Annotated in this window: 22 protein-coding genes and 4 tRNA genes; 12 read left to right on the top strand and 14 right to left on the bottom strand. The window is 61.1% G+C overall.

Annotated elements, in window-relative coordinates:
- Positions 1-76 precede the first annotated feature (76 nt).
- Positions 77-1606 (top strand): fatty acyl-CoA synthetase, encoded by a 1530-nt coding sequence (locus HMPREF3162_RS06010; RefSeq protein ID WP_070777227.1) that lies wholly within the window; start codon positions 77-79, stop codon positions 1604-1606.
- Positions 1607-1708: 102 nt separating this feature from the next.
- On the opposite strand, the gene HMPREF3162_RS06005 is transcribed toward HMPREF3162_RS06010, so the two are convergent.
- The 4 genes from HMPREF3162_RS06005 to HMPREF3162_RS05990 form a co-directional block, all read right to left on the bottom strand.
- The gene (locus HMPREF3162_RS06005; protein ID WP_305366992.1) at positions 1709-2485 is read right to left on the bottom strand and encodes an amino acid ABC transporter ATP-binding protein; all 777 of its coding nucleotides are present in this window, start codon (positions 2483-2485) and stop codon (positions 1709-1711) included.
- Positions 2475-3452 (bottom strand): amino acid ABC transporter permease, encoded by a 978-nt coding sequence (locus tag HMPREF3162_RS06000; protein ID WP_070777226.1) that lies wholly within the window; start codon positions 3450-3452, stop codon positions 2475-2477. The genes HMPREF3162_RS06005 and HMPREF3162_RS06000 overlap by 11 nt, the downstream gene beginning before the upstream one ends.
- Positions 3452-4405: an ABC transporter substrate-binding protein gene (locus HMPREF3162_RS05995; RefSeq protein WP_070777224.1), complete on the bottom strand. Its 954-nt coding sequence runs from the start codon at positions 4403-4405 to the stop codon at positions 3452-3454. Before HMPREF3162_RS05995 ends, HMPREF3162_RS06000 begins: the two co-directional genes overlap by 1 nt.
- Before the next feature lie 51 nt (positions 4406-4456).
- Positions 4457-4530, bottom strand: a tRNA-Pro gene (locus HMPREF3162_RS05990).
- A gap of 78 nt (positions 4531-4608) precedes the next feature.
- Here HMPREF3162_RS05990 and HMPREF3162_RS05985 point away from each other — a divergent pair.
- The 3 genes from HMPREF3162_RS05985 to HMPREF3162_RS05975 all read left to right on the top strand — a co-directional run bounded on the left by HMPREF3162_RS05985 (position 4609) and on the right by HMPREF3162_RS05975 (position 6672).
- The gene (locus HMPREF3162_RS05985; protein WP_070777374.1) at positions 4609-5109 is read left to right on the top strand and encodes a TetR family transcriptional regulator; all 501 of its coding nucleotides are present in this window, start codon (positions 4609-4611) and stop codon (positions 5107-5109) included.
- A 20-nt stretch (positions 5110-5129) separates the two neighbouring features.
- Positions 5130-5206: transfer RNA gene (locus tag HMPREF3162_RS05980), tRNA-Val, on the top strand.
- A 212-nt stretch (positions 5207-5418) separates the two neighbouring features.
- Positions 5419-6672: an Nramp family divalent metal transporter gene (locus tag HMPREF3162_RS05975; RefSeq protein WP_070777222.1), complete on the top strand. Its 1254-nt coding sequence runs from the start codon at positions 5419-5421 to the stop codon at positions 6670-6672.
- 47 nt (positions 6673-6719) lie between these two features.
- On the opposite strand, the gene HMPREF3162_RS05970 is transcribed toward HMPREF3162_RS05975, so the two are convergent.
- From HMPREF3162_RS05970 to HMPREF3162_RS05955, 4 genes are all read right to left on the bottom strand, one after another.
- On the bottom strand, positions 6720-7631 hold the full coding sequence (locus HMPREF3162_RS05970; protein ID WP_070777221.1) for an Fpg/Nei family DNA glycosylase: 912 nt from the start codon (positions 7629-7631) through the stop codon (positions 6720-6722).
- Entirely contained in the window at positions 7624-8019 is a 396-nt protein-coding gene (locus HMPREF3162_RS05965) for an HIT family protein (RefSeq protein WP_070572869.1), read from the bottom strand. Before HMPREF3162_RS05965 ends, HMPREF3162_RS05970 begins: the two co-directional genes overlap by 8 nt.
- A gap of 66 nt (positions 8020-8085) precedes the next feature.
- Complete coding sequence (locus HMPREF3162_RS05960; RefSeq protein WP_070777219.1) at positions 8086-8574, bottom strand: redoxin domain-containing protein; 489 nt, start codon at positions 8572-8574, stop codon at positions 8086-8088.
- Complete coding sequence (locus tag HMPREF3162_RS05955) at positions 8574-9014, bottom strand: DUF3052 domain-containing protein (protein ID WP_070572873.1); 441 nt, start codon at positions 9012-9014, stop codon at positions 8574-8576. The genes HMPREF3162_RS05960 and HMPREF3162_RS05955 overlap by 1 nt, the downstream gene beginning before the upstream one ends.
- Positions 9015-9211: 197 nt before the next feature.
- On the opposite strand from HMPREF3162_RS05955, the gene aceE reads away from it, so the two are divergent.
- The 6 genes from aceE (at position 9212) to fabF (ending at position 16968) form a co-directional block, all read left to right on the top strand.
- Positions 9212-11971, top strand: coding sequence for a pyruvate dehydrogenase (acetyl-transferring), homodimeric type (gene aceE, locus HMPREF3162_RS05950; protein ID WP_070777217.1), 2760 nt, complete (start codon positions 9212-9214; stop codon positions 11969-11971).
- A gap of 120 nt (positions 11972-12091) precedes the next feature.
- A complete protein-coding gene (locus HMPREF3162_RS05945) occupies positions 12092-13300 on the top strand; it encodes a PucR family transcriptional regulator (protein ID WP_226829157.1) in 1209 nt (402 codons plus the stop codon).
- Between the two features lie 53 nt (positions 13301-13353).
- The gene (locus HMPREF3162_RS05940) at positions 13354-14265 is read left to right on the top strand and encodes an ACP S-malonyltransferase (protein ID WP_070777215.1); all 912 of its coding nucleotides are present in this window, start codon (positions 13354-13356) and stop codon (positions 14263-14265) included.
- Between the two features lie 7 nt (positions 14266-14272).
- Positions 14273-15280, top strand: coding sequence for a beta-ketoacyl-ACP synthase III (locus HMPREF3162_RS05935; protein ID WP_070572881.1), 1008 nt, complete (start codon positions 14273-14275; stop codon positions 15278-15280).
- A 117-nt stretch (positions 15281-15397) separates the two neighbouring features.
- Complete coding sequence (locus HMPREF3162_RS05930; RefSeq protein WP_019175348.1) at positions 15398-15649, top strand: acyl carrier protein; 252 nt, start codon at positions 15398-15400, stop codon at positions 15647-15649.
- Positions 15650-15714: 65 nt separating this feature from the next.
- Entirely contained in the window at positions 15715-16968 is a 1254-nt protein-coding gene (fabF, locus tag HMPREF3162_RS05925; RefSeq protein WP_070572883.1) for a beta-ketoacyl-ACP synthase II, read from the top strand.
- A 111-nt stretch (positions 16969-17079) separates the two neighbouring features.
- Here the strand turns inward: fabF and HMPREF3162_RS05920 are convergent.
- Positions 17080-17153: transfer RNA gene (locus HMPREF3162_RS05920), tRNA-Ile, on the bottom strand.
- Between the two features lie 137 nt (positions 17154-17290).
- On the opposite strand from HMPREF3162_RS05920, the gene HMPREF3162_RS05915 reads away from it, so the two are divergent.
- On the top strand, positions 17291-17788 hold the full coding sequence (locus HMPREF3162_RS05915; RefSeq protein WP_070572885.1) for a DUF3145 domain-containing protein: 498 nt from the start codon (positions 17291-17293) through the stop codon (positions 17786-17788).
- Between the two features lie 84 nt (positions 17789-17872).
- Here the strand turns inward: HMPREF3162_RS05915 and HMPREF3162_RS05910 are convergent, their stop codons facing one another.
- From HMPREF3162_RS05910 to HMPREF3162_RS05890, 5 genes are all read right to left on the bottom strand, one after another.
- Positions 17873-19117 (bottom strand): EAL domain-containing protein, encoded by a 1245-nt coding sequence (locus HMPREF3162_RS05910; protein WP_070572887.1) that lies wholly within the window; start codon positions 19115-19117, stop codon positions 17873-17875.
- Positions 19118-19218: 101 nt separating this feature from the next.
- Positions 19219-20697, bottom strand: a complete 1479-nt coding sequence (locus tag HMPREF3162_RS05905) for an MFS transporter (protein ID WP_070777214.1) — start codon at positions 20695-20697, stop codon at positions 19219-19221.
- Between the two features lie 63 nt (positions 20698-20760).
- A complete protein-coding gene (locus HMPREF3162_RS05900) occupies positions 20761-21930 on the bottom strand; it encodes a glycosyltransferase (protein ID WP_070777212.1) in 1170 nt (389 codons plus the stop codon).
- Positions 21931-21932: 2 nt separating this feature from the next.
- On the bottom strand, positions 21933-22826 hold the full coding sequence (locus HMPREF3162_RS05895) for a DUF2070 family protein (RefSeq protein ID WP_226829155.1): 894 nt from the start codon (positions 22824-22826) through the stop codon (positions 21933-21935).
- 105 nt (positions 22827-22931) lie between these two features.
- A tRNA-Asn gene (locus tag HMPREF3162_RS05890) sits at positions 22932-23004 on the bottom strand.
- A 356-nt stretch (positions 23005-23360) separates the two neighbouring features.
- On the opposite strand from HMPREF3162_RS05890, the gene HMPREF3162_RS12090 reads away from it, so the two are divergent.
- Positions 23361-24452, top strand: a complete 1092-nt coding sequence (locus tag HMPREF3162_RS12090) for an NlpC/P60 family protein (protein WP_218079175.1) — start codon at positions 23361-23363, stop codon at positions 24450-24452.
- The last annotated feature ends 76 nt before the right edge of the window (positions 24453-24528 follow it).

The raw sequence follows: 24528 nt of genomic DNA, 5'->3' as shown, positions 1-24528 counted from the left end.
AACTAACGCATCAACGGGGAATATAAGACAGCGCCCGAAAATTGAATGATCGTTTGAACTGTGCCACGATTCTGCTATGACACAACTCACAGAAGAGAATCGCTCCACCATCGGAGATATCGTCAAGCGCAGCGCCGCGCGCACTCCCGGGGCCACCGCCATCGTCTTCCAGGAACGGACTTGGACCTACAGTCAGCTCGACCAGGCAGTTACCAACATCGCCCGACTGTTCACCGAACGGGGCCTGGAAAAAGCCGACCGCGTTGCCGCCTACAGCAAAAACTCTGACATTTTCGCCATTGTGTTCTTAGCCTGCGCTCGCGCAGGACTCATCCACGTGCCCGTCAACTATCAGCTGACGAAGGACGAACTCGACTACATCCTGTCAGACTCGGACCCCAAGCTGGTTTTGGCCGAAGAAGCCCTGATGCCGTTCATTGAGGAAACTGAAGCCGGCCAGAAGCGTGAGCGCATGCTCATGGAAGACCTCGTGGAACCGGCCCTCAAAGTCGACGGCCCGGCCCGCGACGGCGAATTCTCTCCCGTCGACACCGATCGTGTGCAGCTGCTCTACACCTCGGGAACCACCTCGTCGCCCAAGGGTGCCGTGATGACGCACCGCAGCCTCATGCACCAGTACCTGTCCGCACTGACGTCTCTGGATTTCACAAGCTCGGACCGCTTTGTCCACGCCCTGCCGCTGTACCACTCGGCTCAGATGCACGTGCTGCTCATTCCCGCCCTCATGCGCGGCGCATACAGCATCATCGTGCCCACCCCGGTTCCGCAGGAGCTTCTCGAACTCATCGAAAAGGAGCGCATCACCGCGTTCTTCGCTGCTCCGACCGTGTGGGTTGCGCTGACCAACAACCCGAGCTTCACCACGCGCGACCTTTCGTCGCTCAAGAAGGCGTACTACGGGGCATCCATCATGCCCGGCCCGATTGTTGAGCGCCTGCAGAAGCAGCTGCCGGAACTCGGCCTCTACAACTGCTTCGGACAGTCCGAAATGGGACCGCTGTGCACCGTGCTGCGCCCCGAAGAGCACGCAGACCGTCCGGCATCGGCCGGCCGCCCAGCGCTGTTCGTCGAAACCAGGATTGTCGACCTCGACGGCAACGACGTCGAGGTCGGACAGCGCGGAGAAATCCTCTACCGCTCCCCACAGCTGGCCGAAGGCTACTGGAACAAGCCGGAGAAGACCGCCGAAGCGTTCGTTGACGGCTGGTTCCATTCCGGAGACCTTGTGGTCGCCGACGAAGAGGGCTACATCACGGTTGTTGACCGCGTGAAGGACGTCATCAACACCGGCGGTGTTCTTGTGGCAAGCCGCGAAGTTGAAGACGCCATCTTCGCCATGGACGGTGTGGAAGAAGTCTCGGTGGTCGGCATGCCCGACGAAAAGTGGATTGAGGCCATCACCGCCTACGTCGTCCGCGCCGACGCCGGCCGCGCAAGCCTCACCGAAGACGCTGTCATCGAGCACGTCAAGGGCAAACTCGCAGGGTTCAAAGTCCCCAAGGCTGTGCACTTCGTAGACGCCCTGCCGAAGAACTCGGCGGGCAAGATCCTCAAGCGCTCACTGCGCGAAGGCTCGCAGGCCTGATCTGAGGCGACGAGCGGGGGTGCCCCTGGTTGAGGCACCCCCGCTTTTTGCTGTCTGCCGCCGCGCTTGCGGATTCCAGATCAGCGCACCGAAGACGGCAGACTACGCGTGGCGGACGCGCTCGATGAACGCGCGGACCCGGTCGCTGTCGGCATTGTCCAAGAGCGCTTCCGGCGCTCCTTTTTCAACGACGACTCCCTGGTCGAAGAACGCCAGCGTGTCGCCGACTTCTCGAGCAAAGCCGAGCTCATGCGTGACCACGACCATAGTCATGCCCTCCAGAGCGAGCCGCTGCATAGTCGAGAGCACCTCGTCGACGAGCTCTGGATCCAATGCGCTGGTCGGTTCGTCAAAAAGCATGAGCGCGGGATCCATCGCGAGGCTGCGCGCAATCGCAACCCGCTGCTGCTGCCCACCTGAGAGCTGGTGCGCCTTCTTGTGGCGGTGTTCTGCTAGTCCAACGCGTTCAAGTTCCTCAATTGCCCGCTTTTCGGCCTTCGACTTAGAAAGCCCCTTGACGTGGCGCATGCTGAGCATGACGTTTTCTTCTGCATCAAGGTGTCCGTACAGGTTGAATCGCTGAAACACCATGCCGATGTGCTGTCGGAACTGCGCGTAGCGCCTGTCGGACCAGCGCAGGTAGTCTTCGCCGCGCCGACTGAAGCCCACCTGCTCCCCCATCACTGTCAGACTGCCGGAATCAACCGACTCCAAACCGTTGAGGGTGCGCAGAAACGTCGACTTTCCAGAACCAGAAGGTCCGATGATGCAGGCGACTTCGCCCGATCGAACCTGGAAATCCACGCCCCGCAGGACTTCGTGCTCCCCGTAGGACTTCTTGACACCCTCCGCATGGACGATGACGTCTTCAGCTGGCACGGCCGGATCCTTCCGCTGTACGGCGCGCGGCCGATGATTCGGGAGTTTTCTCAGAAGAAGAGCGGCTCATCCGCCCGACAAGATTCTGCGCCCACGTAGCACCCCGGGCGCTGCGCACACGGTCCTTGCCGAACCGCTTCTCCAGCAGACTCTGGAGGAAGGTGGCTATTGCGGTCATGATCATGTACCAGATGCTCACCACAATGAGCAGTTCGATGATGAGGTTGTTCTGCTTATAGATGATCGCCGCATTTGTCATGAGGTCGTGTCCCGCGACGATCATCACCAGTGACGTGGTTTTGAGCATCGAGATGAACTCATTGGCAGTAGGTGGAATGATTATCCGCAGGGCCTGCGGCAAGACCACCAAGCGCATGGTCTGGCGGCGTGTAAGTCCGCCGGCAAGCGCTGCCTCGGTCTGGCCGACATCGACTGCCTGAATACCCGCCCGCACGGTTTCCGCGAAGTACGCCGCCATGTTGAGGCCAAGCCCGAGGATTGCGGCTTCGGTTGGGCCTATAAGCGCATTGGTTTCCCAGAATACGCCGATCGTGGTGAACGGGATCTTGACGATCAGGTACGGCAGCAGAAAAGCCAGATTGAACCAGAAGACCAGCTGCACAAGAACCGGCGTTCCGCGGAAGATCCACAGATAGACCTCGGAAATGGCCCGCAGCACCGGGTTGTGGGACAGCTTCATAATGGCCAGCAGCACGCCCAGGACGAGGCCCACCAGCGTAGCGATGACAGAAATCCAGAGCGTATTGGCAATCCCGCTGAGGATTGTCGAATAGAAGAAGTAGTGGGCAACTTCAGACCAGAGGATTCTTTCGTTGAAGACGAACAACGACAGCACCCACACCACGAACAGGATGGCCAGAGCCCCCACAGCAATCCTGCCCCACGGGACAGGCGCAATGATTCTGCGCTGTGTGCCGTCCGCGTCGACAAATGGCTCTGTGCGCATCAGTCGTCACCGCCGATCGTGTGCTCCTCCAAGTTGACTGTGACCTTGTCCACCGCCATGCGCTCGACGTCCCACGCTTTCAGGATCTCCCCGTAGGTGCCGTCTTCTATCAGCGCACTCAGCGCCCCGTAGATGGGGTCAACCAGCTCTGTGCGGGAATTGTCAATGCCGATGCCCCACACGGCTTCGTCGCCGTCGATCGGCACGACTGCCATCTTGTTCTTCTTATCGGCTGCCCGGTATGCGGCGACTGGAAAATCAGTCACCGTGGCAGTGGCCCGTCGGCTTTGAACAGCGAGGTTGGCGTTGTTGTCGTCTTCGAAGCTGAGGATCTTATAGGGCTGTTTGCCGTTGTCTTCGCACTTCTTGGAGAACTCTTTGGCCTTTTCGAACGACGATCCGTTGGCGACCAGGGCCACCGATTTGCCGCAGAGGTCATCGGGACGGGCAATCCCTTCGGGGTTTCCTTCGTAGACGAGGAAAGCGTTTCCGGCTTGGACGTAGTCGACGAAAGTTGTGGTCTTGCGGCGCTCTTCGTTGTCTGTTGTCGAACTGATCATCACGTCATAGCGCTTCGAGATCAGGCCGGGGATGAGCGATGCGAACTCCTGGTTCTCCAAAGACATCGGCACACCGAGCTTCTTTGATACTGCGTGCGCTATCGCCGGATCGACCCCGATGATTTCAGAGTTATCGGATGTCCACAGCTCCATGGGCGGATAGCCGACGGACGTAGCCCATTTCAGCCCGCGCTGGCGAACATCGTCAGGAAGCAGGGCTTTGAGCTCAGCGTCTTCTTGGATCGAATCGAGGGCGTCTTTTGCTTTTTCTTCTTCCGGCACCGATGTTTCAGAGACTGTGCCCTGCACATCTTCAAGTTCAGACAGGGGGCGGGCACCGCATGCGGTGAGCGTCAAGACAGCGGCGGCAGCGAGTACTGCGGTCCACTTCATTGTGGTTGCCTTCCTCTAAAGCAAAAGTCCTCGGATGGACCCGAGGACTCGTCGGGATAGCGGGATTTGAACCCACGACCTCCTCGTCCCGAACGAGGCGCGCTACCAAACTGCGCCATATCCCGTGAATGGCAACGGGGACAACTATAGCCCACCGCGGACTGATTGCGAAATCCGGCTTCCGACCTGCCATGATTGACTCCATGAGCCTGTCTGTTCACCGCATTGCCGATGCTGCGGTAGCCATCCTCACCGACTACGGCATGGGCGACCTTTCTATGCGCAGATTGGCTCGCGACCTGGGTGTCGGCCCATCCGCATTGTACTGGCACGTGAAGAACAAGCAGGAGATCTTCGTCCTTGTAGCCCGGCGCATCGCCACTGAAGTGGATGAGGCTATCGGACAGGGCGCAGGCATGACCGGGGCTGACATTCTGCTGCGCATGCACGATGTCCTGCTGCGCTACCGCGACGGTGCGGACATCTTTTCGCTCGCCTACGCTCATTCGGGTGACCCTGTCCTGCCCGCTGCGGTGCGCGCCCAGATTTCCGACGAGGCGGAGCGTCACTGCTCGGTGGTGCTCACCTGCGCGGCAGTCGCGTTTGAACAGAATCGAGCCCTGTTTGACTCCACTGCTGGACCAGCTGACAGCAGAGCCGCTCTTGCCAGCACGCTGAGCCGAATTGGCAGGATCGCCGACTGACTGTATTCTTATCACGGTTAGGGCCTATAGCTCAGTTGGCTAGAGCATCTCGTTTACACCGAGAGGGTCGGGGGTTCGAGTCCCTCTGGGCCCACCAAGTCCCGGGATATCGTTCACTCGATGTCCCGGGATTTTTGCGTTCGGGCTCCGGGCCGGAGAGCCCGTCCGTCATATGCTGCGAGCTCGTTCATTCCCGCTAAGGCACTCAGGCGATACACAGGAAAACATCCCCGCGACTGTCGTTTCACTCACTATCGTTATGCTGACGGTCACATAATCGGGGAAACTCCCCGGCCTAGAGGAGCTCTCGTGAACCCCTCTTCACCAAACACAGCAGAAAAGAAGCGCCAGGGATCACTGTTCGGCCCTGGACTCATCATTGCGGCCTCGTTCATCGGCCCCGGCACAATCACGACCGCTATCGTCACCGGCGCAGACTACGGCTTCACACTGGCATGGTCTGTTGTCTTCTCGATCATCGCCACTCTCGTCCTGCAGGAAATGGCGGTCAGGCTCGGCATCGGCGCGGGCCTCGGCCTCGGTGAAGCCATGCGCCGCGCGCTTGACAATCCCATTCTGCGCACGCTCATGATCATCCTCGTGGTAGCCGCGATCGGCATCGGCGGTGCGGCCTACGCCGGGGGCGACACGACGGGAACATCGTTAGCCGTATCGGCGGTCGCACCCATCGACATGAGAATCATCGTCGCGCTCATAGTCGTCGCGATCTTCAGTCTGCTCATCACCGGCAGCTACAAAACCATCGAGCGTGTGCTCATGGTCATGGTCGGCATCCTCACAATCCTGTTCGTCATCACCGCCTTCGTTGTGCAGCCTCCAGTCGGCGAGATCTTCAAAGGGATCTTCGCACCATCGCTGCCGCCGGGATCTGCGCTGACAGCAATCGCGCTGATCGGCACGACAGTGGTCCCATACAATGTCTTCCTCCACGCAAGCCTCGTGCAGGAAAACTGGGAGGGTGTGCCGAAGATGCAGGCTATGAAGGAAGCTCGTCTCGACACCGCCGCCTCGATCTCACTTGGCGGACTCATCACACTGGCGGTCATGGCGACGTCTTTCGGCGCACTTTTCCTGCACGGAATGAGCGCCGAAACTGCGGAAGACCTCTCCACATCGCTTCAACCGTTGCTGGGAGATGCCTCGACATGGGTGTTCGCACTCGGGCTGTTCGCGGCGGGCTTCACCTCCGCTCTTGCCGGCCCACTCGGCGCGGCCTATGCCATCACCGGAATACTCGGCAAAAGCACCGACATGAAGAGCCCGCTGTTTCGCGGGGTATGGATTTCAGTCCTCGCCGTCGGGGCGATTATTGCCCTGACCGGCATCGAGCCGATTCAGCTCATCGTCATAGCTCAGGCTGCCAACGGCCTGCTTCTGCCGATCATTGCGATCTTCCTGCTCGTTACGATGAACAGCAAAAAGGTAGTAGGTGATAACGCCAACGGCCTCTGGGCCAATGTCTTCGGCGGTGCCATCACTCTGGTCGTCATAGGGCTCGGCTGCTACCAATTGGCCGACCTCCTCGGTCTCCTGCCGTCATAGACAGCGTGAGGCGAAGGCGAGCCCAACATATGCCGGGCTCGCCTTCGTCACTTCTGGCATTCGGGGCACCAGTACAGTTTGCGCCCTTCCATTTCCGTCATCGCCACAGGATTTCTGCACACGCGACACGGCAGGCCCGTGCGCCCATACACAAAATGGCGGAACTCACTGTCTTCTGCTGCCCGCTGACGGCTTGCGCCCCGCAGACGCGTGCGGGTGAGCATAACTCCTGTTTCGACTCCCACGGGCAGCAGCCGCACCCAATCGCGCCACAGCGCGGAAACTTCGCCATCGGTCAACTCGGTTCCCGGTTTGAACGGACTGAGCCCGGCACGGAACAGCATTTCGGCTCTGTACACATTGCCGATGCCTGCGACAACAGACTGATCCATGAGCAGACTGCCGATCGGACGGCGCCTGCGCACATTCTCAGCAAATCTGCGACCGCCGCGAGCATTTCCGTCGACCAGCGGATCAGGACCGAGTGCCGCCAGCTGAGCTTCCACCTCGTGAGGGGTGAGGACCTCACACACCATAGGGCCGCGCAGGTCAGCGCACACGCCCTCGGTCAGCAGGCGCAGACGCACCTGCCCCACCGGTTCCGGCGGCCAAACCGATTCGAGTTCCTCTGCCTTCTCGACCTCACCGGCGCGCACCCGACGAGGCGCCCCAAGCGATCCGGCATACTCCCCCGTCTGCCCAGCGCGTTCGGGCATTCCGGCAGCGTAGAGAAAATCCCAGGCGCCGTAGATGCCCAGGTGGACCCGCACCGTGCGCTCGCCCTCGAACGGAAGGAACAGGTGCTTGCCGACGGCATAGCACTCCCCCAGCTCACTGCCGCTGATGAGCGCGGCACCGTCAGAAAAGCGCCCCTGGGGTGATGAGGCGGTCACCGCGCGCCCGGCGAAATCAGCGTTGAACCGGCGGGCAATGCGGTGAATCGAATGGCCTTCAGGCAAGCTCGGCCTTGATCTTCTCCGCAGCTGCTGCGATGTCTTCGGCCTCAGTCGATCCGCGGGTGTTTTCCAGACGGAAGTCCTCAACCGAGTTCGTGGGCCACACGTGGATATGCACGTGGGGCACTTCATATCCCTGAATCAAGACCCCAATGCGCTCACAGGAGAACGCCTTCTTCTGTGCCCGCCCGATCTTCTGAGCGACCGACATGAGATGAGCTGTGAGGTCTTCAGGCAGGTCGAGCCAGTGGTCAATCTCTTCACGCGGGATGACGAGCACGTGCCCATCGGTCAGCGGACTGATGTCCATAAAAGCTGCGCAGCGGTCGTCTTGATAGACGAACGCGCCGGGAATCTCTCCGTCGAGGATCTTAGTGAAGATGGACGCCATAACCCCTCCTTGGGAAGAACGACAGGTCACTCCCACCCTAACTGCTCACACGGCAGCGAAGGAGGCTCAGAAGCCCCCAGAGCGATTAAGGAAGCGAGTGAAGTCGCGCTTGCTTCCAGCCAAGGAGTGCTCCGTGTCGACCACAACACCCGACCCGTCCAGAAGGAAGGTCAGGCGCTGCGCAAAGCCGCGCCGCTCATCGAAAGCGCCAAAGGCCTTTGAGGCAGCACCGTGGGGCCAGAAGTCAGACAGAAGGACAAACGGCAGCCGGAGGTCCTGCGCCCACGCGGCCAGAGTGTACTTCGGATCGCATGACACCGCGGCTACCTCTGTGCCGCCGGCCAGCAGATCATCGTACAGCTGCGCAAGCTGCTCCATTTCGGCAGTGCAGACGGGTGAATACGCAAAGGGAAAGAACACCGCAAGGATCTGCTCGGCACCGGCACGCAGCCTGCATTCGCCAAAAGACAGTGCTTCACCGAAGTGGGAAGGCAGACAAAGTGAAGGTGCCGCCGCACCCACCTGGGGTCCGACGGCACCGGTTTCCAAAGTCATCAGTCGAAGTTCTTTTTGCTCATCAGGCACACGGCCGACCAATCAGCCGCCGCACGAACCGTCTTCGTCACGTGCATACCGGCAACGGGCGCGGCATCGTTGATGTCGACCGGATCAATGTGCCCGGGGCGGCCGGCCTTCGGGGTCAGAAGCCACACAACACCGCCGTCCTTCAAAGTTGTCTGAGCGTCGACGATGCCGTCGGTCAGGTCGTCGTCATCGCTGCGCCACCACATGACGATCACGTCGAAAACATCGTCGACGTCGCCGTCAATCATCTCTTCGCCGGTTACTGCCGCGATGTCATCGCGCAGCTGGAAATCGACGTCGTCGTCAAAGCCGATCTCCTGAACATACTGGCCGCTCGACAGAGACAGGGGGTTTGCCGCCTGCGCTGCCTGCGCGGAATCGAGCGTCCTTCCTGAGGGAGTTGTACTCATGGCTTTATTCTCACCAGAAAAGCCGCGTTTCGCCAATCACAGGGCCGATACTCCGGGAAATACATAGAATTTGGCCGGTTCGGACAATCAGCGGCCGACAGGGTGGACCATTTCACACCCAGTTCGGCGACACCCAGGCCCGAAGTGCAATAGCCTAGACACATATCCGAAGTCCCTTAAACGCGAGAGGAATTGCTTTGGACAACAAGAACAAGGGCCCCATCCTCAATGGTCTCCCCGCGAATGTCCCCGACATCGACCCGCAGGAGACCCAGGACTGGATCGACTCCCTTGACGCGCTGGTCGAAGAGGCCGGCACCGCCCGCGCACGCTACATCATGCTCAACCTCATCCAGCGTGCGCGCCAGCAGCGAATCGGCGTCCCCAGCCTCACAGCCACCGACTACGTCAACACCATCGGCGCTGAAGACGAACCGTGGTTCCCGGGTGACGAAGAAGTAGAACGCCGCTATCGCAGGTGGATCCGCTGGAACGCCGCCGTGCAGGTCCAGCGTGCACAGCGCGAGGGCATTGGAGTCGGCGGCCACATTTCGACCTACGCTTCGGCCGCAACTCTCTACGAGGTCGGGCTCAACCACTTCTTCCGCGGCAAGGATCACCCCGGCGGCGGCGACCACATCTTCTACCAGGGCCACGCGTCACCGGGCATGTATGCACGCGCCTTCCTCGAGGGCCGCCTCAACGCTGAACAGATGGACGGCTTCCGCCAGCAGTCCTCCCACTACGTCAACGGCAAACCCTTCGGGCTGCCCTCCTACCCGCACCCGCGCCAGATGCCCGACTTCTGGGAGCACCCGACGGTGTCCATGGGCATCGGCCCCCAGGCCGCCATCTCTCAGGCACAGTTTGACCGTTACCTGCACAACCGCGGCATCAAGGACACCAGCCAGCAGCACACCTGGGCCTTCCTCGGCGACGGTGAAATGGACGAACCGGAAGCACGCGGCATGCTCCAGTACGCCGCCTACGAAGAGCTCGACAACCTGACTTTCGTCATCAACTGCAACCTGCAGCGCCTCGACGGTCCGGTCCGCGGCAACGGCAAGATCATCCAGGAACTCGAATCCTGGTTCCGAGGTGCCGGCTGGAACGTCATCAAGGTCATCTGGGGCCGCGAGTGGGACCCGCTGCTGGCCAAAGACCGCGACGGCGCTCTCGTCAACCTGATGAACGCCACTCCCGACGGCGACTACCAGACGTACAAGGGCGAGTCCGGCGGCTTCGTCCGCGACAACTTCTTCGGACGAGACCCGCGCACGAAGGCCATGGTCGAGCACTACACCGACCAGCAGATCTGGAACCTCAAGCGCGGCGGCCACGACTACCGCAAGGTGTACGCGGCCTACAAGGCTGCACTTGAGCACACCGGTCAGCCGACCGTCATCCTCGTCAAGACCGTCAAGGGCTATTCGCTCGGGCCGCACTTCGAGGCCCGCAACGCAACCCACCAGATGAAGACGATGGCGCTGGAAGACCTCAAAGCAGCCCGCGACCACTTCTCCATCCCGATCTCCGACAAGCAGCTCGAAGAGAATCCAGAGCTCCCGCCGTACTACCACCCCGGCGACGACGCTCCGGAAATCAAATACCTGCTCGACCGACGTCATGAACTCGGCGGCTTCACTCCCGAACGCCGCTCGAAGTACGTCGACATCAAACTTCCCGACGACAAGGCCTTCGAACCGGGCATGCGCGGTTCAGGCAAGCAGGAGATCGCCACAACCATGGCGTTCGTCCGCATTCTCAAGGACCTCATGCGGGACAAGGAGTTCGGCAAGCGGGTTGTGCCCATCATCCCGGACGAAGCCCGCACCTTCGGCATGGACTCCTTCTTCCCAACGAAGAAGATCTACAACCCGCACGGCCAGAACTATATTTCTGTCGACCGTGACCTGTTCCTGTCCTACAAGGAAGCAAGCGACGGTCAGCTGCTGCACATGGGCATCAACGAGTCCGGTTCGACAACCGCGCTGACCGCTGCGGGCACCAGCTACGCCACGCACGGCGAGCCGATGATTCCGTTCTACATCTTCTACTCGATGTTCGGCTTCCAGCGTTCGGGAGACCAGTTCTGGGCGGCCAGCGACCAGATGACGCGCGGATTCATTCTGGGGGCCACGGCCGGACGCACCACCCTGACCGGCGAGGGTCTGCAGCACGGGGACGGCCACTCCCACGTTCTGTCCTCGACCTTCCCTTCGATCGTGTCCTACGACCCGGCCTACGCCTACGAAATCGCAACCATCGTTCGCGACGGCCTGCACCGGATGTACGATCCCGAAGATCCGCGCCAGGACCCGGACGTCATGTACTACATCACCATGTACAACGAGCCGATGGTCCAGCCGAAGGCACCGGAGAACCTCGACACTGACGGCATCATCAAGGGCCTCTACAAGCTCAAAGACGGCAATGAGACGGACGGCCCGAAGGTTCAGCTCATGGCCTCCGGTGTTGGTGTTCCGTGGATCCTCGAAGCCCAGGAAATCCTCGAGAAGGACTGGGGCGTCAGTGCTGATGTGTGGTCTGTCACCTCGTGGCAGGAACTGCGCCGCGACGGTCTGACCGCTGACGATGCCCGTCTGCTCGACCCGCAGGCAGAGCCCCGGGTCCCCTACGTCACGCAGAGGCTGCTGGACTCCCAGGGACCGGTCATCGCCACGAGCGACTTCACCCGGACTGTTCCGGACATGATCCGCCAGTACGTGCCGAACCACTTCACGAGCCTCGGCGCGGACGGCTACGCCATCTCCGACACTCGTCCAGCCGCTCGCCGCTACTTCCTCATCGACGCTCATTCCGTTGTCGTTCAGGCTCTCATCAGCCTGGCCGACACCGGCGAGATCGACATGTCGAAGGCGGCGGAGGCTGCGAAGAAGTACGGTCTTGACGATCCCCGGAAGGGCCTATCCGGCACTGCCGGCGGAGACGCATGACGAATACAGTCGCCCGGCGGTGATTCGGCCGCACATAGAAGGGGGTCGGGGTGCTCACCCTGGCCCCCTTTTGTTTTCCCGATACAAGGTTTTTGTTATTCAACCGCTATGGTTGGTCTCATGCCCGACCATGACAAGCCCAGCGCGAAGAACGCTGCTCGCGCTGACACCATCCGCCGCCTCGAGGCTGGTCAGCGCACACTGTCGAACCTGACCCTCAAGCGCATTGAAGGGCGCCTGCGCTGGTTCTCACAGCTGTCCTCTGCCGACAAGGGCTGGGTGGTTGTGCTGGCGAACTCGGGAATTTCGTCGTTTATCGAGTGGTACCGAAACCCCACCCGCCACCTTCGGGTGATCAACGACATCTTCAAATCTGCACCTAAGGAGCTTGTCCGTTCTGTTTCACTGCAGCAGACGCTGCAGCTTCTGCGCGTTGTCGTCGAAGTAGTCGAGGAGCGGGTGAGCGACCTTGCCCGCGCCGGCGAACAGGCTGAGCTTCGCGAGGCGGTGCTCATCTATTCACGCGAGATCGCCTTCGCTGCCGCCGATATCTATGCACGAGCAGCTGAGGCCAGGGGCAGCTGGGACGCCCGACTCGAGGCGATGGTCATCGACGCGCTTGTGCGGGGCGACTCCGTAGACGAACTTGCCAGTCGAACAGCTGCCTACGGCTGGGACTCGGAGGGCTCAATTCGCGTGATCATGGGGCGGGCACCCCGTCGCAAAGACCGCGCATCTATAGAGCAAGTGCGCTCAACAGCTAAGAAGTGGGCAGAAGACGCGCTTGTCGGCATCCACTCCGACCGCCTTCTCATTGTGCTCGGCGGAGTATCTGACGTCGAAGCAGCCGCTGAGGACCTTTCGCCGTTCTTCGGTCCGTCCGACATTGTCATCGGCCCGGAGGTCAGTTCCTTCGCACAGGCTGGGATAAGCGCTTCCGCCGCCGTGTGGGGTCTGCGCACCGCGCGCGCCCGACCCGACACCCCGCGCCCGGTCTTTGCTGACGATCTTCTTCCCGAACGGGCCATAGCCGGTGACCGCAGCGCAGTCGATGCCCTCGTGTCCTCCTACTACGAACCCCTGGCCACCGGCTCTGGTCAGCTTCTGGCCACTGCCGCCGCCTACCTCGAATACGGCGGCGCGCTGGAAACGACCGCACGCGCCCTCGACGTCCATCCGAACACCGTGCGCTATCGACTCAAGAAACTTACCGAGGCCCTTGGGATAGATCCGACCGAGGCGCGCTCAGGGTTCGTCATTCGGATCGCTTTGGTATACGGCCACCTGCACAGCGCAGGACAGTTGTACACCTACGACAATTCACGCTGAGGTTTCAGCCAAATACACTATCGTCGTTGCGCAGTCGAGAAAGTTGGAGAGCTTTGCTAGTAGTTGCCTGCCCGGGTCAGGGCGCCCAGAAGTCCGGATTCCTCACGCCTTTTATTGAGATCGACAGCTTCAAGCAGACGATCGCCAGCGCGTCCGAAGCGGTGGGCCTTGACCTCATCGCCCACGGCACCACATCGGATGACGAAACCATCAAGGACACCGCCATTGCGCAGCCTCTGCTTGTCGCGTCCGCAATCGCGTCGGCCCGAGAGGTGCTCGGCGAAACCGCCCCCAGCTACTACGCCGGCCACTCGGTGGGCGAAGTCGGGGCTGCCGCGCTCGCTGGGGTCCTCACCGACGCTGATGCCATGAACTTCGTCGGCGTTCGCTCCCGTGGCATGGCCCAGGCTTCAAAGGCCGTGCCCACCGGCATGGCCGCCGTCATCGGCGGAGTACAGGACGATGTTCTCAACGCCATTGAAGCTGCCGGCCTGCAGCCGGCCAACGTCAACGGCGGTGGGCAGATCGTCGCCGCCGGCGCTCTTGAGAACATCGGCAAGCTCAAAGACAACCCTCCGGAGCGCACGCGGGTCATCCCGCTGCAGGTGGCCGGGGCCTTCCATACGGACTTCATGGCCTCGGCACAGCCCGAACTGCAGGAACTGGCCGACTCGCTCAACCCGAGCGATCCGACCGTGTCAATTCTGTCCAACCGCGACGGACTCCCCGTTGACAACGGCCGTGACTACGTACAGTCACTGGTCAATCAGGTCACCTCGCCGGTCCGCTGGGACCTGTGTCAGTCGACTCTCGTGGAAGCCGGGGTCACCGGACTGCTCGAGCTGCTGCCCGGCGGCACGCTGGCCGGGATCGCCCGCCGCGGCATGAAGGGTGTGGAAACCTTCGCGCTCACATCGGCCGATCAGCTGGACGAAGCACGCGCTTTCGTCGCCTCCCACGCCTAAGAAAGGGATGAACGTGGCAACTCTCAAGACCGCGACCTCGCAGGGATTCTCCCGCATCGCCGGCATCGGCGCCGGGCGCTCAAACGTTGTTGTGCACAACAACGACATCGTCGGGCCCATCAATTCATCTGATGAATGGATCCAACAGCGCACTGGGATCATCACGCGACGCCGGGCAGACAAAGACACCAGCCTCATCGACATGTGCCTGGAGGCGTCCAAGGAGGCAATCGCGAACGCCGGGCTGAAGCCGGAGGAAATCGGCGCGATCATCATCGCAACAGTGACCTTCCCCTATCCGACGCCGTCAGCCGCGGCCAAACTGGCCGCCGAACTGGGCACCGGACCGATACCCGCCTGGGACATTTCGGCAGCCTGCGCCGGATACTGCTACGCCATCGCGCAGGCCGACGCTGTCGTGCGCTCGGGCATGGCCGACAATGTCCTCGTTGTCGGCGCCGAGAAGCTCTCCGACTGGATCGATCCGACAGACAGGTCGATTTCCTTCATCCTCGGAGACGGGGCGGGTGCCGCCGTCGTGCAGTCGTCCGACACGCCCGGCATTTCACAGTCTGTTATCGGGTCGAACCCCCAGAAGTGGGACACGATCAGAATGCACGCGTCGTTCTTCGACTACCGCGACAACCCCGAAGTCGGTTTCCCCACCCTGCGCCAGGACGGACCGTCGGTTTTCCGCTGGGCCGTCTACGACATGGTCGAGATCGCCAAGCAGGCGCTCGACGCAGCCGGCGTTAAGGCTTCCGACCTTGCCGCATTCGTCCCGCACCAGGCGAACATGCGGATCATCGACAACCTCGCACAGCAGCTGGGCGTTCCCGATTCCGTCGTGATCGGCCGAGACATCGCAGAAAACGGAAACACATCGGCGGCATCCATTCCGCTGGCAACCCACCGCCTGCTGAAGGAGAATCCGGAGCTGTCCGGCGGCCTATGCCTGCAGATCGGCTTCGGCGCCGGTCTGGTCTACGGCGCACAGGTCGTTCAGCTCCCCTGATTGACTTGGAGGACGCTGAGTCAGACGACACGGCTCGCCTCCTGACGTAATATCGATTCGGGCATTCGTCGAATCAATGTCACACGACTGTAAGCAGTCAAAGAGAAAGAGGAAACTATGGCTAACACCGAAGCAGAAGTCCTTGCAGGACTCGCAGAAATCGTCAACGAAGAAACCGGCCTCGCTGTCGACGCTGTTGAACCGCAGAAGTCGTTCACCGATGACCTCGACATCGACTCGATTTCGATGATGACCATCGTCGTCAACGCAGAAAAGAAGTTCGACGTCAAGATCCCCGACGACGACGTCAAGGACCTCGAAACCGTCCAGAACGCTGTTGACTACATCGTGAAGGCTCAGCAGGCCTGATCTCCCTAAGCCGCCGGGCTTACACGAGCCCGGCGGCTTACCCCAAGATTCGACGAGGTAACCACATGACTTCCACAGTTGTCGTCACCGGCATCGGCGCTGTCTCCCCGTTGGGCGGCACCGCTGAAGAAACATGGGAATCAGCTCTCGCTGGCACCTCCGGTGTCAAAGCACTCGACAACGACTGGCAGGACAAGTACGACATCCCTGTCAACTTCGCAGCTGCCGTTGACCCGGCAGTTGTCGAAGACAAACTCACACGGGTGCAGGCCAAGCGCCTCGACCCTTCCAGCCAGTTCGCACTGATCTCCGCCAAAGAGGCAATGGATGACGCCGGCTTTAGCGAAGAAGGAGCCGAAGTCGATGCTGATCGGCTCGCCGTTTCGTGGGCCACGGGCATCGGAGGCGTCTGGAGCCTGCTCAACGGCTGGGACACCCTGCGCGAAGAAGGCTCCCGCCGCGTTATGCCTTTGACCGTCCCCATGCTCATGCCCAACGGCCCCGCGGCCGCCATCGGCATGGAGTACCACGCTCACGCGGGCGTGCAGACGGTCGTATCTGCCTGTGCTTCATCTACCGAAAGCATCGGCCACGCCTTTGACGTGCTCAGGTCCGGCCGTGCGGACGTTGTGATTGCGGGCGGTTCTGAAAGCGCTATTCACCCGTTCACGATGTCTGCCTTCTCATCGATGCGCGCCCTTTCACGCCGCACCGATTCGCCCGAAACCGCTTCGCGCCCCTATGACGTCGACCGCGACGGCTTCGTCATGGGCGAAGGCGCCGGTGCTCTGGTATTGGAAACCAAAGAACACGCCGAAGCTCGGGGAGCAAAGATCTATGCAGAGCTCGGCGGCTGGGGCGTCACCAACGATGCTCACCACATCACCGCTAACGAGCCCGAAGGCAAATACGCCCTGCGCGCCATGCGCCAGGCTCTTGAATGTGCAGGACTCCAGCCCGAGGCGGTCAAGCACATCAACGCCCACGCAACGTCGACCCCGGTCGGCGATGTGCCGGAATCGCTGGCAATCAACGCTCTGCTCGGCGAACACACGCACGATGCTCTCGTGACTGGCACGAAGTCCATGACGGGACACCTGCTGGGCGGCGCGGGCGCCGTAGAAGCGATCTTCACGGTTCTCGCCCTGCACAATCGCATGGCGCCGCCGACGATCAACATCGAAAACGTCGACCCGAAGATCGACCTCAACATCGTCCGCGACACGCCGGCCAAACTTCCTGACGGGCCGATTGCCGCACTGTCAAACTCGTTCGGCTTCGGCGGCCACAACGCCGTCGTCGTGTTCAAGAGCGTCTGACTTTCAGCTGCAGAAAGCTTCGGGGTGGGTATCGCTGCGATACCCACCCCGAAGCTTTTGGCCATCAGCCCTGCTGTTGAGCTACACAGTGATGGGCCATATGAATGAGAGTCCCCCCGGCCGGACTTGAACCGGCGACCAAGGGATTATGAGTCCCCTGCTCTAACCAGCTGAGCTACAGGGGGTCAGAACATGGTCAGCATAGCAGTGCGCGCACTGTGGCGGTATTTCTCTTCTGCGCGTTTTGCACTATTATGGCTGAGAACCTCTTTGGTGTTTCGATTCGTGGGGAAGACGTTTTCGGAACGATCAAGGAGGCAAAGTGAATAACACCCAGGGCGTACTGTTCGTCCACTCCGCACCGCGTGCGCTGTGCCCTCATATTGAATGGGCTGCAGGCGGTGCGATTGGTGCCCAAGCCAAGTTCGATTGGTCGCCGCAGCCGGCGGCGCCTGGTTTGCTGCGCGCTGAGGTCTGCTGGGCTGCACCGGCAGGCTCCGGCGCGAAGATTGCGTCTGCCCTCAAGGGGTGGGCCAATGTTCGCTACGAAGTCACCGAGGAAGCATCCCCGGGCTTCGACGGCGCACGTTGGAGCCACACCCCTGATCTCGGCATTTTTCATGCCCTGACAGACGTCCACGGCAACATCGTCGTAGGCGAAGACATCATTCGCGCTGTCATGGCCCGTTCCGGAGGCGATTCCGAGCGCATGCAGGCAGAAATGTCTCTTGCGCTGGGCCAGGCGTGGGACGACGAACTCGAAGCCTTCCGGCTGGCCGGCGAAGGCGCCCCTGTGCGCTGGCTGTCGCGCGCCGTCTGAAGTCTGCGCTCACCCGAGCACTCTGCCGTCTGACTCCATCGGTTCTGCCTCTTGGCCGATGGGGTCAGGCGGCCGTGTGCTCTTCTAGCGTTTCTGCAGGCGAATGCGCGAAAGCACCGAGCGCGCAGCATCAACGCTGGCGTAGCGCTCTGTAGTGATGAACAGGTCGAATTCACGCCGACCGTCAGCACCGAGTTCATTGCGACGGTGTGCGCTGACCATACTCGACCAGTCGGGCCCGATGACGATCACCGCGTACTCGTCACGCAGAGCATCGGAATGATCCACCGGGCCGGACCGAACGGTTGGCATGGGCGCTTCATCGAAGCCACCCGACAGGACAGCGGCCAGCCCCGCTGTCCTGCCTACAGTGCGGTAGGCGCTGTCAACCTTCTCGGGCAGCTGATCCTCTTCCCCGAAGACACCCACGACGATCGCAGACGAACCCACCGCCGAAGCGCGCTCCAGCAGCTGCACCATGTGTTCGATCATGAAGTCATAGTCGACAAGCAGCGGATCAGCCTGCAGGCCCAGCGCAATCGAGTACGGGGTGCCCTGAATCTGCTTATTGCGGGTGCTGTGGACCGACATCGCATCTTCGGGCGGAATGTTCACCGGGTTCGGCCGCTCTGTGGGAGACGCATACAGCTCCCCCGTAGCGAATCGTGCACCGAGCGCATTGACCATCATGAGGTCGTCGTCTGAATCAACGCCTTCTGCCACAACAACAGCTCCGGTGCGTTCGGCGTGCGCGCGAAGGAGAACGTTGAGCTTCGCCAAGTGCTCTTTGTCTTCGATTCTGAGCACGTCTGGGTGGAGAGCGACAACAGCGGGATTGACCAGAGGCAGATACGCGGTCGTCGCCAAATCGAGGCCGACACCCGATATTCCGATTGACCAGCCCAGCTGGCGCGCAGATCGCACAGAGCGCAGCACCGTTCCGGGCTGAGCCGCAATGCTCGAAGGTCCAAGCTGCAGAATGATCCGCGCATCGCGGTCACTGCGGTCCTCAAGAGTGACGAGCGATTCGGGCTCGGAATTGACGAACAGCCGTGTGTGAGAAGCAAGCCCCGCGGTTTCTGCGTCTCGGAGAGTCTGCTCGCGAATTGAGGAATCGATGTCACCGACCATGTGCGAGGCACGAACCGCTCGGCGCAGTTCCTGGGAGCTGATCGGCTTGCCATCTGTCTGTGCGCAGTGGCTTACGCGGTACCCGGCATCGGTGCCTGTGATGACATCAACGACGGGTGAAAAGAGTGAGCGCACTCCCCCGGAGCGCACAAGCTCCTCAAGATCCGGTCGTTCGCCGGCGCTGACGTCGTTTGACACTGAGGTTACTCCCCTTTTCCTTTTGCGGGCGCTGCAAGTGTCTCATATTCACGCTGCCGCAATCAGACAAATCTTATGCGGGCGGAGTCCTCATGCAGGGTTCAGCTGGAGGGCACCGTCTGCCGACCGGGGGTCTGATTGCCGCCGTTTCGGCCAGACACGACCACGTCCCACACAGCCACTGCGGCAGCAGCACTCATGACGATTCCGATGACCGTGAAAGCAGTGATGAAGGCGGTATTCCAGCCCGAAGCTGCTTCGACCGTGAACAGTATTCCGGTGATAGCCGCAATGCCGACCGCCGTGCCCACCCGCTGACCGGTCTGCAGAACCCCGCCGGCGGCACCGGAATCCCGCACCGGCACCTCGAGCAGGGTCAGAGTCTGATTCGGGCTGACAATGCAGCCCTGTGCTGCACCCAGCACGGACAGAGGGAGCATGAGCCACCAGATGCTCAGCCCACCCGCATCGGCCAGCAGCACAACACCGATCGAACCGGCAATCGAGGCAATGGCGATCACCATGCCCCAAAGAACCAAGCTCCGGCCGTAGGCGAGAACCTTGCGGCCCGCCCAGGCGGAAGTCCAGATGGTTCCAAGCGCACCAGGCAGCCCGATGAGTCCAGCGTGGAGGGGCGAGAAGTCATGGCCGCCCTGGAGGAAGACGGCCGACACCACCCACACGCTGGTCGTCCCCATGAAGTACAGACCGATGAGCAGCGAGCCGTTGGCGAAGCTTGGGATTTTGAACAGGCTGAGATCAACCATCGGCTCGCGACCCCTGGTCTTGTATCGCTTCTCCCAGAAAGCCCACACCACGATGAGCGCGACGCCGACGACGACAAGGGAGAAGACCCACGCTCCGAGCTCCCTTTCCATGAAGGGAAGCATGACCAGCAGGATCGCCAGAGCAAAGAGGACTGTGCCGACGGGGTCCATATCGGCTCGGGACTGTCTGCGATCAGCCGCCCGCCCAGTCTCCGGGGTGCCCTTCCACGCGCTGTCCGGAAACAGCCGGAGCGCCGCAGCAGCGGCGATGAGGGCAAAGGGCACATTGATGAGGAATGAGGCCCTCCAACCCCAGCTGTCTCCGAACCCGGCCATGAACACACCGCCGAGCACAGGGCCGATCGCCACTGAAATGCCCACCGTCGAACCGAAATAGCCGAATGCGCGACCGCGCTCAGCACCGGAAAAGTACTGTTGGATAAGGCCGACGGTCTGCGGATTGAGCAGACCCGATCCGAAGCCCATAGAAATGCGGGCGATGTTGAGTACGACTTCATTGGGCGCTAAACCCGCTAGGAGCGACGCCGCACCGAAGAGAATCGCGCCGATGACGAACAGCCTGCCGCGACCGTAGACGTCACCGGCACGCCCGGCCGCAACCAGAAGCACGCCGAAAGACAGCGTGTAGCCCGACAGCACCCACTGGAGTGCCGATGACGGGGCGTTAAGATCCCGGCCGATGGCCGGCAGAACGACGTTGACGATCGATACGCTCAGCAGAGACATGAAAACCGGGATGAGCACAACTGACAGAATCTGCTTCTGCTGCTGTGTCAGCTTTCCGGGCTTCACGCTGTGTGCTGCCTTTCTATCGTCTGCTTCAAAATCAATGGTCTTCAGCCGCCGAGGTGGAACTCAGTTTCCGAGGAGACCGAAGTAGATCTCTTCAAAGCTGTCGAGGGTCGCTGAAATGTCGTGACGAGCTGCAATCGCCTGGGCCGCTTCGCTCATTCTTTGTCGCGCTTGAGCTGATGCCGTTGCAATCTCCGTGAAGGCCTGAGCGTAGCCGTCGGTATCCCGCGGAGGAATAAGCCTGCCGTTGACACCGTCCTCGCACAGGTGTGGAAGGGCCACTGCGTCGGCAAGAACGACGGGAACACCCGTCGCCAAGGCCTCCAGCGTCGCAATCGACTGCAGTTCAGCGGTTGAGGGCATACAGAAGACATCAGCCCTCTGATAAGCGGCCACAAGCTGGGCATCGCTCACTTTTCCCCGCAGAACCACGCGGTCGGCTATTCCGAGCTCATCAGACAGGTCCGCGAGAATCTTTTCCTGTTCGCCAGAACCGATGATCTCGGCGCACAGGCCGAGTTTCGGATCAGTTTTGGCGATTGCCTCGAGAATGTCCTCGATGTGCTTCTCAGCCGACAGCCGACCGACGAAGAGAACGGTCGGCGATGCGCTGCTGCCATCGTCTGCCGGCTGGCCAGGATGAAAATGAGACAAATCGATTCCGCATGAAACGGCGCGAATAGGGGCGTCAAAGCCGTGTTCGTGGAGAAGGTCCGCGGCCAGCTGAGTGGGAACCGTGATGTAGTCGGCAGACTGATACTGCTTTTTCAGATCCCACCACGCCGCTTTCTCTGCCGCGGCAACGACTGCGGAGGGAGCGGTGACATACGGCACAACGTTCTGCGGCATGAAGTGGTTGGTTCCGACAATGGGAATCCGGCGCCGGCGGGCAGCAGTGAACGCTCGCCGACCGATGACGAAATGTGCCTGAGTGTGGATGATGTCAGGCTGGATCTGATCGATGAGCCGGTCAAAAGCAGGAGCGACGTTCCACGGCATGCAGATCATCCACGTGGGGTGAAGCGGCCAGCGCCGAGATTTGATGTAGTGAACTTCCACCCCGCGTTCATCCGCCTGATGGTAGGCCATGCCGCTTGGTGAGGGGCAGATGACGTGGACGCTGTGACCGCGCCCGGCCAGCCCTTGGGCCAGCTGCTGGGCAAATGTTGCAGCACCGTTGACTTCCGGAGCGTACGTTTCGGCGGGGATGACGATTGTGAGGGGACGGTTCATGTTCACTGTGTGGTCGGGGACGGGATGTTGCCGTCGCGCGCTCGGCGCTCCAGCACATCAGGGTGGAACCGGGCTAGGACGATAACTCCCAAGCACGCTACCAGCCCCGCCGCAACCATGATCACAGGAACCCACGCAGGTGCAGCAGCGGCCTCATCGAGGACAGCAGCGCCGAGGATAACCGCAACGATCGGGTCAATCACCGTAAGCCCTGCAATGACTATTTCAGGCGGACCCGACGCATACGCTGCCTGGACGAACCATGCCCCTACTCCACCGCATGCGGCCACGCTTGCGAGGTTGACCCAGGTGATGGCAGGCAGCCCTCCGGCAAGAAACTGGGCCGCGCAGACATGCGTGTTGCTTGCCACACAGGCAAACAGCACGGCTGCGCTGACCACATTGAAAAGCTGCTGTGGTCGGCGCAGGACAAGACGACCAATCACAGTGATCACAAGAAGCGCAGCTGACACCCACGCCATCGGAAGAGCCTCCGTGCCGTACCTGACCCGAGACACTGCAAAAAGCGACGATACGCCGACAAAACCGGCAACGCCGACAAAGCAGAGGAGAACAGCGGTGTAGACCCGTCGCTTGAATATAAGGCCACGAGCAAAGCGGGCTATGAGAACGGAGACGGCGAGAGAGATCGCGCCAACCGGCTGAACGACCATCACAGGAGCAAGAGCAAGCGACAGCACCCCGGCGGTGACGGCGATCCCCATGACTGCAGTGCCCAGCAGCCACCTGGGCGATGTGAACAGCCGAAAAAAAGAGCGAACGCCGAAGCGCTCCGACTCATGCGAAGTGGTTACTCCGGAGTGCTGCACAGCCGCTCCGATCGCAAGTCCTACCGCAGATACCAGCGCAAACCCCAAGGCTGCCCAAATGTTCACTCCAGCACTGTACAGCGTCAAGCCGTTCGCCAGCACAAAGAACCGCAGGACGGCACGGAAAAGATAAGACGAGAAAGCCCCGATCAGATGATCGGGGCTGATGCGCTCCTCCGGCTGGGCTCGAACCAGCGACCCTTCGATTAACAGTCGAATGCTCTGCCAACTGAGCTACGGAGGAATAGTGCTCATCACGAGCACGAGTCATAACTCTAGAGCACCCTGTGCGCGTATGCAAATCGCTCCAGCGGGGCCAGTGCAGACCGCCCAGCCAAGCAGGGTCCACACACCCGCCAGCAGCATGTTCACAAAAAGATTACGAAGAGGTTTCACCACAAACCCCAACACGATCAAACCCGCCACGACCAGCGAAAACTTCCAGACCTTCAGCGCAGTTCAAGTCGACACGCCGACAGTTTCATAAAGTCATTGTGACAATGTTGCAGTTTTGTCATATTATGGTTTTTCGAACTGAACAGCCTAGGCTTCGACCTTCTTCCTCCTTCGAGTCGGGCCGTTAGTTTTATACGGGGAAACATGTCTCTTTTGAATAAAGTGACGGTCGCCGCAACAGCGGCCGTCATGCTATTCGGCACGGGCATCGCATCCGCTCCCGCGGTCAGCGCTGCCCCCGCTACTTCCCAGGGAGACACTGGCGAGGCCAGCAGCCTGGGTGGTACGCAGATAGAAACTGAATCAGAAGAAGCCGGACCGGCGCAGATGAGTGCCGCAGCCAAGCAGCACGCTCAGCTGCTCGGCAAGCCAACCAGCGAAGTCAAGTGCACTATCAAGCACAACGGCTGCTATCAGGCCTTTGCAAAAGGTGCACTGTTCTTCTCGCCGGTGACGGGTGCCCAGCCGGTTGTTGACGAGATGTGGAAGCAGTACCGCGCCAACGGCTTCGAGGACAGCTCCTGGGGCTACCCGGTCGACGCTCCCGTCGTTCACGAAGACGGCTCCGTCACCCAAGACTTCCAGGGCGGCCGCAAGGAGACCGCAGCGCCCGCACCGAAGCCCGCTCCCGGCGGCACCGCCGAAAGCGCGCCGGAACAGAGCTCTGAACCCTCACCGAAGCCCAGCACTTCACAGGCACCTTCGGAATCACCATCAAAGCAAGCTCCGCGGCCGACACCGTCAACACAGGCTCCCTCGCCGTCGACGCAGGCGCCCTCACCAGCACCTAAGCCCAAGACCAAGAAGAAATCGGCCCCCAAACCGAAGCCGAAGGCCAAGAAGAAGGCTCCGAAGGCCAAGAAGTCGACAAACCTTTCCGAAGCCCAACTGCGCAAGAACATCATCAAACATGCGCGCAATGGCATCGGAACCCGCTACGTGTGGGGCGGCACCAGCCCCACAAAGGGCTGGGACTGCTCAGGGTTCACCCAGCACGTGTACCGCCAGAACGGAATCAACATCCCACGCGTGTCTGGTGCTCAGCGCAGTGCGGGCAAGGTGGTCAAGGCGTCCGAAGCCAAGCCTGGCGACATCATCTGGACACCCGGCCACGTCGGCATCGTGTCTGACAAGAAGGGCAAGATGATCGACGCCGGTTCACGCCGCACCGGCACATCCGAGCGCAGCTACAACTGGATGGTCAAACGCGGAGCGAAGTTCATCCGCTACATCTGATGCGCACGCGCCAGCTCAGCTGACGACATCACAGCCACAGGTGAGGGCCGCAGACACCCAGTCTGCGGCCCTCACC

This window comes from Brevibacterium sp. HMSC07C04 (assembly GCF_001815905.1).
Classification (GTDB): Bacteria; Actinomycetota; Actinomycetes; order Actinomycetales; family Brevibacteriaceae; genus Brevibacterium.
This window is presented reverse-complemented; position numbering and strand designations above follow the sequence as displayed.